Annotated in this window: 15 protein-coding genes; 2 read left to right on the forward strand and 13 right to left on the reverse strand. The window is 52.2% G+C overall.

Annotated features, from left to right (window positions below):
* Positions 1 to 104 precede the first annotated feature (104 nt).
* From pstA to Q4526_RS15230, 12 genes are all read right to left on the reverse strand, one after another.
* Entirely contained in the window at positions 105 to 1,772 is a 1,668-nt protein-coding gene (pstA, locus tag Q4526_RS15175; protein ID WP_215977941.1) for a phosphate ABC transporter permease PstA, read from the reverse strand.
* A 17-nt stretch (positions 1,773 to 1,789) separates the two neighbouring features.
* The gene (locus Q4526_RS15180) at positions 1,790 to 3,994 is read right to left on the reverse strand and encodes an ABC transporter permease subunit (RefSeq protein WP_303609683.1); all 2,205 of its coding nucleotides are present in this window, start codon (positions 3,992 to 3,994) and stop codon (positions 1,790 to 1,792) included.
* A 233-nt stretch (positions 3,995 to 4,227) separates the two neighbouring features.
* Entirely contained in the window at positions 4,228 to 5,196 is a 969-nt protein-coding gene (locus Q4526_RS15185) for a PstS family phosphate ABC transporter substrate-binding protein (protein WP_215977943.1), read from the reverse strand.
* Between the two features lie 193 nt (positions 5,197 to 5,389).
* Complete coding sequence (locus Q4526_RS15190) at positions 5,390 to 6,007, reverse strand: Yip1 family protein (RefSeq protein ID WP_215977944.1); 618 nt, start codon at positions 6,005 to 6,007, stop codon at positions 5,390 to 5,392.
* 167 nt (positions 6,008 to 6,174) lie between these two features.
* Entirely contained in the window at positions 6,175 to 6,573 is a 399-nt protein-coding gene (locus tag Q4526_RS15195) for a ClpXP protease specificity-enhancing factor (protein WP_215977945.1), read from the reverse strand.
* 44 nt (positions 6,574 to 6,617) lie between these two features.
* Complete coding sequence (locus tag Q4526_RS15200; RefSeq protein ID WP_215977946.1) at positions 6,618 to 7,256, reverse strand: glutathione S-transferase N-terminal domain-containing protein; 639 nt, start codon at positions 7,254 to 7,256, stop codon at positions 6,618 to 6,620.
* 58 nt (positions 7,257 to 7,314) lie between these two features.
* Positions 7,315 to 9,372, reverse strand: a complete 2,058-nt coding sequence (locus tag Q4526_RS15205; RefSeq protein WP_215977947.1) for a ubiquinol-cytochrome c reductase — start codon at positions 9,370 to 9,372, stop codon at positions 7,315 to 7,317.
* A 2-nt stretch (positions 9,373 to 9,374) separates the two neighbouring features.
* Entirely contained in the window at positions 9,375 to 9,968 is a 594-nt protein-coding gene (gene petA, locus Q4526_RS15210; RefSeq protein ID WP_215977948.1) for a ubiquinol-cytochrome c reductase iron-sulfur subunit, read from the reverse strand.
* Positions 9,969 to 10,276: 308 nt separating this feature from the next.
* Entirely contained in the window at positions 10,277 to 10,669 is a 393-nt protein-coding gene (gene rpsI / locus Q4526_RS15215; protein ID WP_215977949.1) for a 30S ribosomal protein S9, read from the reverse strand.
* 14 nt (positions 10,670 to 10,683) lie between these two features.
* Positions 10,684 to 11,112 (reverse strand): 50S ribosomal protein L13, encoded by a 429-nt coding sequence (gene rplM / locus Q4526_RS15220; RefSeq protein ID WP_215977950.1) that lies wholly within the window; start codon positions 11,110 to 11,112, stop codon positions 10,684 to 10,686.
* A 122-nt stretch (positions 11,113 to 11,234) separates the two neighbouring features.
* Positions 11,235 to 12,341: a cell division protein ZapE gene (gene zapE / locus Q4526_RS15225; RefSeq protein ID WP_215977951.1), complete on the reverse strand. Its 1,107-nt coding sequence runs from the start codon at positions 12,339 to 12,341 to the stop codon at positions 11,235 to 11,237.
* Positions 12,338 to 13,006: an alpha/beta hydrolase gene (locus tag Q4526_RS15230; RefSeq protein WP_215977952.1), complete on the reverse strand. Its 669-nt coding sequence runs from the start codon at positions 13,004 to 13,006 to the stop codon at positions 12,338 to 12,340. Before Q4526_RS15230 ends, zapE begins: the two co-directional genes overlap by 4 nt.
* A gap of 169 nt (positions 13,007 to 13,175) precedes the next feature.
* Between Q4526_RS15230 and Q4526_RS15235 the strand changes: the two genes are divergently transcribed.
* Together Q4526_RS15235 and Q4526_RS15240 are read left to right on the forward strand one after the other, a co-directional pair.
* Positions 13,176 to 13,664 (forward strand): YhcB family protein, encoded by a 489-nt coding sequence (locus Q4526_RS15235; RefSeq protein WP_215977953.1) that lies wholly within the window; start codon positions 13,176 to 13,178, stop codon positions 13,662 to 13,664.
* An 18-nt stretch (positions 13,665 to 13,682) separates the two neighbouring features.
* Positions 13,683 to 14,825: a trypsin-like peptidase domain-containing protein gene (locus Q4526_RS15240; protein ID WP_215977954.1), complete on the forward strand. Its 1,143-nt coding sequence runs from the start codon at positions 13,683 to 13,685 to the stop codon at positions 14,823 to 14,825.
* Positions 14,826 to 14,856: 31 nt separating this feature from the next.
* Here the strand turns inward: Q4526_RS15240 and Q4526_RS15245 are convergent, their stop codons facing one another.
* Positions 14,857 to 15,438, reverse strand: a complete 582-nt coding sequence (locus Q4526_RS15245; protein WP_215977955.1) for a DUF6151 family protein — start codon at positions 15,436 to 15,438, stop codon at positions 14,857 to 14,859.
* Positions 15,439 to 15,509: the final 71 nt, after the last annotated feature.

Raw genomic sequence — 15,509 nt, forward strand, 5'->3', positions numbered from 1 at the left:
CTAGTTGTTCACCGGCGGCCTGCTCAGTGGCTTGACCGCTATCGGTACTTATGTCGCTGCGTTCGACAACATCTGTGGTTTCTAACATGATTTAGTCCCCGTGATCAATCGGATGCACTGCGATATTTTTCCCGCAAGCTGTTGCGGATGCGAATCGCGGTCAGGTTTAACACAATAATTAACAACACCAGAGTCAGTGCCGTGGCATATACCAGCGGGCGCGCGGCCTCAACGTTGGGGCTTTGAAAACCCACATCGTAAATATGAAAACCCAGATGCATAATTTTCTGGTCGAGGTGAAGATATGGGTAATTGCCATCAATCGGAAGCGATGGAGCCAACTTGACCACACCTACCAACATCAATGGCGCCACCTCACCCGCTGCGCGGGCAATCGCGAGAATTAAGCCGGTCATCATAGCCGGTGTCGCCAGGGGCACTACCACTTTCCACAGAGTTTCCGCCTTAGTCGCACCCAGCGCTAAAGAGCCTTGACGGATAGTGGTCGGTATACGGGACAAACCCTCTTCGGTGGAGACAATAACCACCGGCAGGGTCAGCAGGGCCAGGGTTAATGAGGCCCAAAACAAGCCGGGGGTACCAAACGTCGGCGCCGGTAGAGACTCGGGATAGAACAACTCATCCAAACTGCCACCGAGAAAGTAGACAAAAAAGCCCAGACCAAACACACCGTACACAATGGACGGGACACCGGCGAGGTTGTACACCGAAATTCGTATCAGGCGAAGAATAGGCCCTTGTTTCGCGTATTCACGCAGGTAAATCGCCGCCAGAACACCAAAGGGCGTCACAATGATGGACATCACCATTACCATGGTGACAGTACCAAAGATCGCGGGGAAGATACCCCCTTCGGTATTCGCTTCGCGCGGCTCGTCGGTTAAGAACTCCCAAAAACGCTCCACGTATTGGCCCATTTTGCCAAACACACCCATGGCGTTAGGCCGGGTCACACGCACAATGTTTTGCAGTGCAATACTGGTCTCTTTGCCGCTGGCTATGGTGGCCAAAAGGCTGTCTCGCTCGAGCAATTTGTACAAAGCATCGCGCTCTGCCTTCACTTCCAGATACTGAGCATCCAACTCCGCCCGTTGAGCGCTAAACTCTGCCTCGGCTTCGGCCATGGTGGCCGAATCTGCGTTTTGTAGCTCCAGACGGCGCTTGTCCAAACGCATACGCTCTAGCTTATGGTTTATTCGCCCAATATCGACTTTTTCAATATGGTTGATGTCAGAGTGAAGATCGACACTACGCTCCACTCGCTGGGAAAGCTCCTGCCAAAAGTTTTCATCATCGATAGTGGCAATCACTTTACCGTTTTCTGTCAATGCCTGAGGAAAACCGTAAAAGTTGCCCCACTCCCGACGTTCAATTGATACTGCGTTCTCGGGGTAATTCAGCTCGCCCATACCTGTTTCAAGGTACCAATTAAAATCGCGCGGGCTGACATCGCGATTACCCTCTTTAATCAAAAAGCGAGTAATCAATTCAACATCGCTCGCGACTTCATAACCGCCATCGCGCGCAACAGCCGCCGGAATGACCTCCGAGCGCACCCGCTCACCCAGGATGGCTTTCTCTTGACCCGCTTTATTAATAATGGTGGTTTGCACAATATCGGCCGGCCAAAAATGACCGAAACCTCGAATGGCAATCAACCCGAGCAGGCCGACCACCATCACAATACACAAAGCCACCGCACCGCCATTAAGCCAAATCCAGGGGGCACCACTTTTCATCCAATTTTTCATTTCGTGATCGCCTCTACTTACAGGTTGCTATAGCGCTTGCGTAAGCGCTGGCGAATAATTTCGGCACAGGTGTTAACAACAAAGGTCAACGCCAAGAGCACCAGCGAGGCCAAAAACAGCACCCTAAAGTGTGTACTGTCAACGGCAGTTTCTGGCAGCTCTACGGCGACATTGGCCGACAGAGTGCGCATCCCTTCAAAGATATTGAAGTTAACCACCGGGCTGTTACCCGTCGCCATCAGTACAATCATGGTTTCACCCACGGCGCGACCAAAACCCATCATAACGGCGGAAAAAATACCCGGGCTCGCGGTCGGTAAAACAACCCCAATAACGGTTTGCCAACGGGTCGCGCCCAGCGCCAGTGAACCTTGAGTGAGGTGACGCGGCACGTTAAAAACGGCATCCTCAGCGATTGAGAAAATCGTTGGAATAACGGCAAAGCCCATGGCAATCCCCACCACCAGAGCGTTGCGCTGATCGTAGTTGATGCCGTTGTTGGTAAACCACTGGCGCATACTGCCGTCGAAGAACCACACCTCGATGTGCGGCGATATGGCCACGCAGAACCAACCGGTAAGCAAAATGGGAACAATCAAGATGGCTGCTTCCCAACCGTCGGAGACGCGGTGACGAATCGATTGGGGCAAATGCGACCAACCGTAGCCAACCATCACCATCATCAGCGGCATTAGGATCAGCACACTGAACACAGCCGGTAAATGATTTTCCAAAAATGGCGCCAACCACAGACCGGCCAAGAAACCCAAAATAACCGTAGGCAGGGCTTCCATAATTTCAATGGTCGGTTTAACCAAGCCGCGCATTTTCGGCGTCATAAAATATGCGGTGTATAGTGCACCCATAATGCCTAGCGGAATAGCGAACAGCATGGCAAACAGTGCGGCTTTTAATGTGCCAATGGACAAGGGCACCAAACTCATTTTGGGTTCGAACTCATCGCCACCCGACGATGCCTGCCAAACATACTCGGGCTCGGACCGACCCTCGTACCACACTTTTTGCCAGAGCGAACTGAAAGATATTTCTGGGTGCTCGTTCCACAGCTCGGTCACTTGTACCAACCCCGCTTGATCGAGAATCAGCATTTTGCCGTTAATAGGCGAAATCGCTAACTGCTCAATCGGCGCATCGGCCACCTGTTCAACTAACAGGGTGCGTGCAGCCGTGCCGTGGTAAATACCCAGGTAGCCCTCACTGTCACCCACCAAAAACCCGCGGCGTGTATATTCCGGCGCTATGGTAGTGATCGCGCCGGGCAAGCTGTCAAAGTCGCGAGTAGGTAGTAAGTGATAAATATTGTTCGGGTTGCGCACCAAAAGCCACTGACTGACACTGCCCTCTTCGGTGCCAATCACGACCGAACCTGTGCCCACCAAAAACTCCATTGCCGTTATCTGACCACGCTCGGTTGCCACCGACCCGGTAAGCGTCGCAACAGCAGGCTTTTCCACAGAAAACAAATGTACTTGCGCGCTGTCATCGGCCACCAACAGATGGCGCGCGGTCTTATCGACCTGAATTATTTGGGCTTGAGCACCATCGGGGAGTCTGGGCAGCGTATAGACTTTACCGCTAGTACTTACTTTGCCTGTGATCATATTCGTTCGGCTGGTGTAGACCCCCAGCTGAATACGATTATCTGCCGTAATACCGGCCAGCACATGTCCGCGTCCGGTGGCTTGCACGGCCACAGCGCGCAAACTCTGCCCTTGCGGGTCCAGTGCGATAGGCGCCTCTCCTAGAGGGAACACCACTTCTGGGGTAATTTTGCGCTGATCGTTGGGATAGGACAGTGAGTAGTCAATGCGCGTTACGAGCATTTCACCGCTGGATAAGCCGTAAGCCGCCAGGCGTTCATTGGGTGTACTGGTACCCACACTGGTAACCTTCGCACCCGCCGGCAGAGGTAACTGCGTGCGGGACATGGTCTTACCTTGGTCGGCGGCAAAAAACTCGACGCTGCCAGCGCTGGTTAGAGAGGCGCCAATCTGCTCGTAGCGCTCCAACACCATATGGCGATTGTCGGCGCTGCTCACCTGACTGACCGGGTAACTCTCAATCACGTTCACATCGGCGTCTTTCATCAGGGGAAAGACTTCGGAAAATAAGTAGAAAAAGATTAGGCCGAGAGCACCTACAACCGCCAAGCCCGCTGTCGTGATGCCCCATTTGGATATACTATCCTTAAGGCGCCTCACGTTTCGCAGCCTAGCCCTTTCACTGGCACTTGGCATCAGACTCTCTGTCCCGTTCACAGCGGGAGATGTCTCGCTCATAGTCTGGTTCCTGATTATGTTGACCGGATGTTTAGACGTGGTACGCCGCGTTTACTTTGCCATCGGCGGCGATCGTAGCAACGATTTATGACATTTTTGTTACAAAGTAATAATGCGCCCGTAGGCGCATTATTAGACGTCTGGCAAACTGTAAATTACAGGCCTAACTCTTTGTGAACACGCTCTGCAACGGCGGCTGGTAATGGGATATAGCCGTCGCGTACAACAACCTCTTGCCCTTGCTTAGAAGTCACCATTTTCAGGAACTCCGCTTGCATAGGGTCGAGATCGCGGTTGGGGTGCTTGTTAATGTAAACGTAGAGGAAACGCGCCATTGGGTAGCTGCCGTCAGCTGAGTGCTCGGCGTCCGCTGGCGCATAAGGCATGCCTTCTTCGGCGGCCAGAGGCAAGGCACGTACACTAGAAGTCACATAACCAATACCCGAGTAACCAATGCCGTTAATCGATTCACTCACGCCCTGAACCACAGAGGCCGAGCCCGGTTGCTCGTTGATGCTGGCCTTAAAGTCTCCACCACACAGGGCGATATCTTTAAAGTAGCCGTAAGTACCTGACACCGCGTTGCGGCTGTACATTGTAAAATCGCGGTTCTCCCAATTGCCTTCCAGGCCAACCTGCCCCCAGCGGGTAATATCCTCATTGTGACCACAGCTGCGCGTCGCAGAAAAAATGGCATCCACCTGAGCCATGGTCAAACCTTCAATCGGGTTGTCTTTGTTTACGTAAACCGCAACCACATCGATTGCAACGGGCACAGCGGTGGGCTTGTAACCGAAGTGCGCTTCAAAGGACTGAATCTCTGAGCTTTTCATTTCACGGCTCATCGGGCCAAAGTTGGCAGTGCCTTCGGTCAGTGCGGGGGGAGCGGTCGATGAACCAGCACCTTGAATTTGAATATTGACGTTAGGGTAAAATTTGGCGAACTCTTCCGCCCACAGGGTCATCAGGTTATTCAGGGTATCGGAACCGATACTGCTGATGTTGCCCGAGATACCGGAGGTGGTTTGGTAATCTTCTAAGTTGGGGTCTACATCGGCAAACACTGGCGCACAGGTCAGCGAAGCGGCTACCGTCAAGCTCTTGATGAATGTTTTTACGTTCATGGATGATTCCTCGGTTGAGTCCACTTGGTCATTGGGCGCACTCTATCGAGGGTTTATGACAGTTATGTGACAGCCGGTAAAGAAACTGTCACATTCCGGTAACCCTAACCAGCAGTTACTATTGCAGGGCCAACAAAAAAGCGGCCGGAGCCGCTTTTAAGTCGTATATAGAATTTGTCGTTCTAAAAATGCATCAACTTACATAGATTGGTCCCATGCCTGAAGCCCAGACAATAACGGTGGCTACCATCACCACGATAGCCAGCACCAAGCCAACGGTAATAACAGAGCTGGCGTAGATAAAGCCGCGCTCCTGGGGGATATTCATCAAGATAGGAATACCCTCATAAATCAAATAAATGGAGTAACATGCTGCCGCAATGAAAACGCCCGCTACCAGCCACAGTTCCGGCCATAGCAGAACCACGCCCGCCAGCATCATCGGAGCGGCGGAATACACCGCCAGTGCGGTGCCCTCATAGTGACGCTTATTGGGCTCATCCGATACGCCAAAGCTCTGACTCATCCAGTTGATGTACTCTCCCAGAATATAGACGGCAGCCAATTGGGCAAGATACGCAAAGCCACACAGGATCAGCGCACTGTCAGAGGTCAGCTTGACCACACCGCCATTGCCAATACTCCACCCCTGTTGAGTCACACCAAAATAGGCGCAAATAACCGGTATTAGAGCTAACAGAGGTACGTGGGTCCAATAGACACGAAAGAAGCTCTGCTCTTCACTGCGAATACGTTGCCACTCGCGGTCAGGGTTGGTGAAAATACCCAAGGTGTGTTGGAACATTGCCATAATTACTACTCCTACTTCGGTCGTTCTTATTATTCGAAACACTGTCTGTAGGTCAAAGATAACAAGGGCTGTGCAACAGCAACAAATAAGAAATCGCTATATAACTGTCGCTTTTAAATAGAGAAAAATATATATCACAAACAAAAAAGGCGCCTAAGCGCCTTTTGTTACTTCACTACCCGTAAGCTGGGTCGTTTCGCATCACTATCACCTTCCGGCTGGGTAGGTTCAGGTGGTGTGGGTGGTTCGGGCTCGGCCTCAAAAACTATTCCTTGGCCATTTTCTCGGGCATAAATTCCCAAAACCGCGTAAATAGGAATAAATAAATCGCGAGGCACACCGCCAAAGCGCGCCGAGAACGACACACTCTCCAAACCTAAATCCAAATCCACTACCGAGGTAGGCGATATATTGAGTACAATTTGCCCATCTTTATTCACATGCTCCAGAGGCACCTCCACCCCGGTGGCTTTGGCATTGACCAAAACATAGGGTGTACAACTGTTATCCACGATCCACTCGTAAAGTGCACGAAGCATATACGGGCGTCTGGAACTCATGGACATATCAATACCTCTGTTTACAAAGGGCAGGGTTAGCTGCCACGAATTTAAGCCGCTGCGCGCATCTCTCGCTCGGCTTCGGTTAGGCTCTGCTGGAAAGAGTCGCGACTGAACAAGCGCTCCATATACTGCGTTAAAGGCTGACTTTGGCGGGTATTCGGTATAGCGACCCCGAGCATTTCCAAGCGCCACAAGATAGGCCCCAAACAGCAGTCGACAATAGTGAATTCGTCACTCATAAAGAATGGCATTTCACTAAAGATCGGCGCAATACTTAACAGGCTATCCAGCAGGTCCTTACGAACTTTGTCGGAGTTAGTACCGTTAGGGTCTTGCAATATTGCATCGACTTTGGGCGCCCAATCGCGCTCTAACCGATACATCCAAAGACGGCTCTGCGCCCGTGCAACCGGATAAACAGGTAGCAATGGCGGGTGCGGAAAGCGCTCGTCCAAGTATTCCATGATAACTTTCGACTCATAGAGCGATAAGTCTCGATCCACCAATGTAGGCAGTGAATTATAGGGGTTTAAATCCGCCAACTCACGGGGCTTACTATCGGTATCCACTTCCACTGTATCTACTGAAACACCTTTTTCAGCCAGTACAATGCGTACTCGATGACTGTAATGATCACTTGGGCCAGAAAATAAAGTCATGGATGAGCGCTTAGTCACAACACCCATTAGGTCACCTCAACAATTAAATGTAAAACGAAGGGCGAGCTTAAACTCGCCCATGTAATCAATGAATACCTTTCCAGTATTCACGATTGAGCAGGTAGGTAAATATAAACAATACACAAATAAACAGCAGTACAAACACGCCAATACGTTTGCGATCTAACTGCGATGGCTCGGCCACATACTCAAGAAAGTTGACCAGATCAAACATAGCCCGATCAAACTCTTCACCAGTCATACTGCCTTTGGTCTCACCTTCAACCAGTGCACCGCAGTGTTCTTCTATGACAGGATTACCTAGGTCATCGCGCTCGGTATGACCGTGTGAATCCAATTTAGGACCGGCGCCACACTCCAATAGCCCTTGCAGCTCCATCATTACATGGGGCATACCCACGTTAGCAAAGACTCGGTTATTAACACCCAGTGGGCGCTCCTCATCTTTATAGAAGTTGCGCAGATAGGTATACAGCCACTCAGGTGAACGAGCGCGAGCCACCAAGGTTAAGTCCGGTGGGGCTGCACCAAACCACTGCTTTCCCAAGTCGGCGCTCATGGCATTATTCATCAAATCACCCACACGCTTATCATCGGCGCCAAACACCATGTTATCCATCATCAAGTCGTGTGGAATATCCAGATCATCGGCCACTCGCTGATAGCGAGAGAACTTGGCCGAGTGACAACCCATACAGTAGTTGACGAAATACTTGGCACCGCGCTGTAGCGATGCCTTGTTTTCCAAATCGGGCTCCATGGTATCGCACGGGACAGCACCGCAGGCAAAGCTGCCTTCGGCACCAACCGCTTTAATGGGTACAACAACCAGGAAGACAAACAGGGCAAAACCACCGAGCACCAAGTGCAGAGGTAAACCTTTCATCTGCACACGCTTAGGCTCCGGCAAGGTTTTTTCCCGTCGGGTCCAAAATGGCATACCGATAAAATAGGCGAAGTACAGGAAGGTACACGCCTGTGCTAAGTAAGTACGGCCTGGAGTCGGTGATTTCACACCAAGGTAACCCAGAATCACAAAAGCGGCCGCAAACACAATCAGCGCAATACGGCTAAAGTTGCCTTTGTAGCGCATTGACTTAACCGGGCTGCGATCCAGCCATGGCAGCACAAATAAGATCGCGATAGCAGCACCCATGGCAACCAGACCGAGGAACTTGGCATCCAAAGGACCAATCGGAAAGTTAATCGCCCGCAAAATTGCGTAGAAAGGCGTGAAGTACCACACCGGAGCAATATGCGCAGGAGTCTTTAAGTTGTTCGCTTCTTCAAAGTTGGCGTACTCCAGGAAGAACCCGCCCATCTCTGGCATAAAGAACATGACAAAGCAGAACACAAACAGGAAGACCGAAACGCCCACAAGATCGTGCACAGTGTAGAAGGGGTGGAAAGCCACGCCGTCTTTAGGAATGCCGTTTTCGTCTTTGTTTTTCTTAATTTCGATGCCGTCCGGGTTGTTAGAACCCACTTCGTGCAGAGCCAGCAAGTGCAGTACCACTAAGCCCAATAGCACAATCGGCAAGGCCACTACGTGCAAGGCGAAGAATCGGTTCAGGGTAATGCCCGAGATCAGGTAGTCACCGCGAATCCACTCCACCAGAGACTCACCCACAACCGGGATAGCCCCCACCAGAGATACGATTACTTGCGCACCCCAATAGGACATCTGCCCCCAGGGGAGAACGTAACCCATAAACGCTTCGGCCATCAGCACCAGGTAGATGGTCATACCAAAAATCCAAACGAGCTCGCGTGGCGCTTTGTAAGAGCCGTACATCAAACCGCGGAACATGTGCAGGTAGACCACAACAAAGAAGGCAGAGGCGCCCGTGGAGTGCATATAGCGCAGAATCCAGCCGTAATCGACATCGCGCATAATGTACTCGACCGAGGCAAAGGCTTCTTCGGCACTCGGGGTGTAGTTCATGGTCAGCCAGATACCGGTGATCAGCTGATTAACCAGCACCAGAATCGACAGCACACCAAAGAAATACCAAAAGTTAAAGTTTTTCGGCGCATAGTATTTACCCATATGGGTATCCCAAGCGCGCTGCACGGGCAGACGGGCGTCAACCCAAGTCCACAATCCTTTCATCCAATTCATGTTTAGGCCTCCTGATCCACGCCAATCGTTACCCAATCATCGCCATCGTAGGCGTGGGGGGGAACTTCCAGATTAATCGGAGCAGGTACACCTTTGAACACACGACCCGCCAAGTCGAATTTAGAACCGTGACACGGGCAGAAGAAACCACCCTGCCACTTGTCGCCACCCAAATCTTGAGCGCCAACATCGGGGCGGAACATCGGAGCACACCCCAAATGGGTACAGAGCCCCAATAGAATCAATAACTCGGGCTTAATCGACCGGGTCTCATTCTGAGCGTATTCGGGCTGCTGAGGCTCTTCAGAGCTGGGGTCACTGACGAGATCGGCTGTTTTTTCTAAGCCAGTCAGGGCCTCTTGGGTGCGGCGCACGATGTACACCGGCTTGCCACGCCACTCTACAGTGATCATGGCACCGGGTTCTATTTTACTGATATTCACTTTGACCGGTGCCCCGGCCGCTTTGGCTTTTGCGCTCGGATTCCAAGATCCGACAAAAGGAACCGCTGCGCCTACTGCACCAATAGCACCCACAACTGTGGTGGCACCGGTAAGTACGCGACGGCGTGTTTTGTTGACAACGTCATTACTCATGACGACTTCTCCCCTAACAGCATCGACGGCTAAAATTCACTGATTTTCAAATATTTAGATAGATTTTATTGTCTTTAAAAATTTGCCAATATTAATGAAATTACTCAGCCGTTACAAGGTAAAGCCTACCACCCCGCGCCACATAAGGGCTGCAAAGACGTGGCACGCATTTCAATCAGCCTCAAATCAACCCAATCTCACCCCTGCAGGCATTTATTTAGGTTAAACCCAAAACAAAAAAGCGCCCAGGGTTTCCCCTGAGCGCTTTTTTTGATCGAACACGCTGTAACAGCTGTCGAAGAGCCAAATTAACGCTTGGAAAATTGTGGCTTCTTACGTGCTTTACGCAGACCGATTTTCTTACGTTCAACTTCACGAGAATCGCGAGTCACGTAACCGGCGCCGCGCAGAGGCTGACGTAAGGTCTCGTCATACTCCATTAGCGCGCGAGTCAAACCGTGGCGAATCGCACCGGCCTGACCAAAGCTACCGCCGCCAGCGACGGTGGCTTTAACGTCAAATTTCTCGAGCAGCTCGACCTTCTCCAGCGGCTGACGCACGACCATGCGTGCAACATCGCGACCGAAGTACTGATCAAGCGAACGACCATTGATGGTGATTGTACCGTTACCTGGAGTAATGAACACTCGAGCGGTCGAGGTCTTACGACGGCCGGTACCGTAATATTGAGTAACTGCCATAATCAGCTTTCCGTTTAGATGTTGAGTTCTTGCGGCTGCTGAGCAGTGTGCGGATGCTCACTACCTGCGTACACTTTTAGCTTGTTGAACATAGCTCGACCAAGAGGACCGCGCGGCAGCATGCCTTTTACAGCACTCTGAATAACACGCTCTGGGGCCTTATCGATCAGCTTTTCAAAGCTTATTGACTTGATGCCACCAATATAGCCGGTGTGACGATAATACATCTTGTCAGTCGCTTTTTTACCGGTCACAGCTACTTTCTCTGCGTTAATAACTACAATGTAGTCACCGGTGTCAACATGCGGGGTGTACTCAGGTTTGTGCTTTCCGCGCAGACGAGTAGCAATCTCAGACGCCATGCGGCCAAGAGTTTTACCTTCTGCATCAATCACGAACCAATCGCGTACGACTGATTCTGCTTTAGCACTATATGTCTTCATGTTATACCTGCCTACTAGGTGGTGCTTCCCACAAAAGAGCGCGAATACTACATAAGGAGCTGCAGCTTTTCAAGCACTTTTTAGGAATTATTTACAGCCCACACCAAGCCGCATCATTAAGCTTACGGGCGGTGTGGGCGGGCCAGATAGTCGTGGCTGCGCATCTCCAACAGCCGACTCTGGGTGCGCTCAATCTCGAAGGTTAAACGCCCGCCAGCGTACAGCTCGGTCAAGGGTACCGCCACTGACAGTACCAGCTTTACATTGCGATCGTAAAATTCATCAACCAAGTTAATAAACCGGCGCGTCTGATCGTCGCGCTCGCGCCCCAGCTGCGGCACATCGGAGACGATTACCGCGTGAAACTCACGAGCCAGCTCAATGTAATCGTTTTGCGAACGCGGCCCATCGCACAATTGCCCGAAGTTAAACCAGGCGACATCGTCTGCCACCCGCTCCGCCAGCAAGTGGCGCCCTTCCACCTCTAGGCGCTGCCGATAACGAACTTCGGCCCCCGGCGGACACAGGCGCGCAAACGCGCCATCCAGCCCGACCTCGGCATTCGCATCCAGCGGCGTGTAATAAAGCTCAGCCTGCTCTAGCGCTCTGAGCCGATAGTCCACCCCGCCATCCACATTCACCACTTGCGTATGCCGCTCCAGCAAAGCAATGGCCGGCAAAAATCGGGCGCGCTGCAACCCATCTTTATAGAGGCCCGCCGGCTCAATATTCGAAGTTGCCACCAAGGTCACGCCGCGACGAAAAAGCCCATCCAGCAGTCCGGCTAACATCATGGCATCAGTGATGTCACTGACAAAAAACTCATCAAAACAAATCACCTTCGCCTCGGCGGCTATATTCTCTGCCACCCGCTCCAATGGATTTTTTTGCCCTGCCAACGATTTTAACTCGCGATGAATCCGACGCATAAACCGATGAAAATGAACACGCATTTTCTGCTCAAAGGGCAAGCTCTCGTAAAAGTTGTCCATCAAGTAGGTTTTGCCTCGGCCGACTCCGCCCCAAAAATACAGCCCTTTTTCAGGCTCCAATTTGGCTTTACCCGTTAATTTCGCCCAAAAACCAGGGCCTACCCGCGGCCTCTGTAAACGCTCGTACAGTCGCTGCAAGTGAAGCACGGCCTGCTCTTGTGCAGCATCATACTGAAAGCCCTCAGACTTCAGGTCGTACTGATAGCGCCCTACAGGGCTTAACTGATTGTGACTCACAATAACGCCTCGCTCGGCAATTGCTCTAATAGCGTCTCGGCCATCGATTGCTTCAATTCGGTCAAACGCCCGTGAAAAAAATGGCCGGCCTCATCAAAGCAGCGGTAAACCACACTGCCCGCCAACTGCCCCGCCCAGGCCTCCACTGTCAGCTCATCGACGCGCTCATCCCGATCCCCCTGCAACACCGTAACCGGCGCGGCAAATCGGCCACCCTGTTCAAACGCATAGCGCGGCACAGGCGGCGCAACCAGCGTCAGGTGCCGACAGGGCAACCGGTAACTGGCCTGAGCGGCGACCGACGCGCCAAAAGAAAAACCGGCCAACAATAAAGGCGCCTTAGGGCGCTCTTGCAGCAAAGCACTGGCCACCGCGACGGCGTCATCCACCTCGCCACGGGCGTGGTCATGCTCACCACCGCTGCGCCCCACACCGCGAAAATTAAAACGCAGAACACCCACCCCTAAATCGCGATAGGTTCTGGCCAGCGTGGTTACCACCTTGTTGTTCATGGTGCCGCCATGTAAAGGGTGCGGGTGGCATACCACAGCCACCGCACCACTTTGATAGTAAGGGCCCGTCTCGCGCCCCAGCGAACCGGCCACCTCCAGCGAGCCTGCGGGGCCAGCTATTAATGTTGATGATTGAGTCAGTAATTCAGACATGAAAGACCACTTTAAAGCGACTACCCTGTAAAAGAATTGGTCCAGCTGCGACTCTGGCCTCTCTTTACAAGTGAAAACGCCGTATAATACCGTTTCATTAGGAGGTTGAACACGCACGAATGAAATTGCGGCGTGTTACAACGTTAGGCATTCAGTCAGGAGATGTTTTGTGTACTCATTGATCACCCTTATAGTCACCGCATTAATAGCCACCTTTGTGGGCTGCCTTGTGGGTTATCTACTGTCGCGCAACAGCAACGGCAGCAATCGCTCCAGCGATTTGCAAAATCGCCTACAAGAGGCCGAGCAGGCACTGGACAGCTACCAACACGATGTAACCGATCACTTCGCCCGCACCACTGAGCTGGTCAACAGCCTCAATGCCAGCTACCGAGACATGCACGAGCATTTAGCGTCCAGCGCCCTCAAACTCAGCACTCCTGAAATCGGTCGCCAATTGCTGGACGAGTCCCAGCACCACCTGCCCGGCCACAAAGGCCACGATTTAGAACACACAGATGTTGAAGCGCCCCGCGACTGGGCCCCCAAACGCGCCGGTAGCAAAGGCACACTGAGTGAAGATTACGGCATGGAAGAACCCGCCCCAGCAACCGGTGACAACCTCCCCGAGGATGGCGTAACCGATGCCCATAAATAGCGGGCAGGCCAACTCCCTATGACTGCTCGCGCCCTGCAATTTGTTTTTTGGCCCGCTTTGGCGGGCCTGTGTATCGCACTGGTTATTTTTATTGCGTTTCCAGGTTTGATGCCCTGGCAGCTGCCCAACCCCGCAAGTCAAAAAGCTGAGCCTACACAAGCAACCTCTTACGCCGATGCAGTAGATCGCGCCGCCAGCTCGGTGGTCAACATCTATTCGCGCAAAGTGATTGCCACCCGCCGCCATCCATTGGCCGACCACCCCTTGTTTGAGCAGCTGTACCGCAACCCCAAACAACAAAAGCGCGTGCAATCGGCACTAGGCTCCGGCGTTATCGTCAGTGCCGAGGGTTATTTGCTCACCAACAATCACGTTATCGACGGTGCCGATGAAATATTAGTACTGCTACACGATGGTCGTCGGGCAGGTGCTACCTTTATCGGCAATGACCCGGAAAGCGACCTCGCGGTGCTAAAAATTGAACTGGACAACCTCACCCCCATCTCCATTGGTGACCCAACCAAAACCCGCGTGGGTGATGTGGTACTCGCCATTGGCAACCCCTTCGGTGTCGGCCAAACCGTCACCCAAGGCATTGTCAGTGCCTTAAGTCGTTACGGGCTTGGGCTTAGCACCTACGAGAATTACATTCAGACCGATGCCGCGATTAATCCCGGCAACTCCGGCGGCGCTCTTATCGACACCCAAGGCAATTTACTGGGCATTAACGCCGCCATTATTTTCGACACGGTCGGCATTGGCTTTGCGGTACCCGCCGACGACGCTTTCGACTCACTGAAAGACATTATTAAATACGGGCGTGCTGTGCGCGGCTGGCTCGGGTTAACCGTTGAACGATTAACCCCGGCACTGGTGCACGAACTAAAACTCGGCAGCACTGCCGGGGTACTGGTGACCGAGACCCCCATCAACGACCCGGCTTATGTAGCTGGCATTCGCCCCGGGGATGTACTCACTCACATTGATGGCCAACCGATAGGCACTGAACGTCAGGGACTAAATGAGGTGGCGGATATCGACCCCGGCACCAAGGTCACTGTGCAAGTATTGCGACCTCGTCAAGACAATGAACCAGAACAATTAGTGTTTGAGGTAATGGTTGCAGAACGCACGTTAGGCCCAGATGTGAGCCGAACTTAAGTATTAAGAGTTAATACTAAAATGTTGACGCTTACACGCCAGCGCGCAGCACCTTAGCCACTGGCCGGCCATCGGCAAAAAATGGAGAGGGTTTGGCTTTACCCGACAGCGCACCTTTAAGCATAAACCAAAGAATTCTAGGCATAAAACTGACCGGAAACCGCGGATGTACATCGACAGGCATTGCCTCGCCCACCGCGTACTTACCAAACGCTTTCAGGCAGACCGGGCCAAGCGCTCTGCGCTTTTCGTCTTCACCGGCAAACTGCATTAATTTTACCGACACTCCCACAAACGGCACCGACGCCTTACCCATGGTGTTAGCTAAAGGCGCGTTGCAACAGGATGCATACCAGCGATAGATACCCTTGGGCTCAAGCTGCACACAACTAATGTGCTCATGGCCTTGGGTAATTTTGAGAAAGGCAGGATAGGTTTGGAATAATTCCGAGCCACCGTGCTCATCGAGAATGCGCTCTTTAGCACCCAAAACCTCGGCGTACTTCTGACAATCGCAACACAGACAGTGAACATGAAAACTGGAACTCGGCACCACCTGCAACGAGCCGCGCAACTGCCCACAAAAACATTTAAGCTCCACCGTACTCGCCATACAAACACCCATCAACCGCCACGGTTTTCATTAAAATAAATGCTATGACTATAGCGTTCAGCGTTCAGCGT

Source organism: Gilvimarinus sp. 2_MG-2023 (genome assembly GCF_030547685.1).
Lineage (GTDB): Bacteria > Pseudomonadota > Gammaproteobacteria > Pseudomonadales > Cellvibrionaceae > Gilvimarinus.